This window comes from Clostridium sp. DFI.1.208 (assembly GCF_024463855.1).
Taxonomy (GTDB): Bacteria; Bacillota_I; Bacilli_A; order Erysipelotrichales; family Erysipelotrichaceae; genus Clostridium_AQ.
Genome location: NZ_JANGCA010000350.1, coordinates 1 through 255 on the forward strand (window position 1 = coordinate 1; position 255 = coordinate 255).

A 255-nucleotide genomic window follows, 5' to 3' on the forward strand; every position below is an offset into this window, starting at 1 on the left:
AATTTATTTCTAATAGTGAGGGCTACCACTTTGACGAAAGCAAGTTTGATGATTTCGACACCGCAAAGACTGTTTATATCGGTGCTGGTAAATCGGGATTATCCTACCGCTTTTATGATAAGGATAAAGAAGTCTGTTCAAAACATAATAAGACACTTGATGAAGTCGGCAGTTGGAAACGGACAGAAATGCAACTGCGTGATGATAAGGCTCATGTTTTTGCCATGACATTCAAAGACAGACCGCTGGAACTTG

Annotated in this window: 1 protein-coding gene; it reads left to right on the forward strand. The window is 40.0% G+C overall.

The features are described from left to right. Nucleotides 1-255: replication initiation factor domain-containing protein (locus tag NE665_RS24895; protein WP_256302797.1), on the forward strand; the 255-nt coding region annotated here is incomplete at both ends.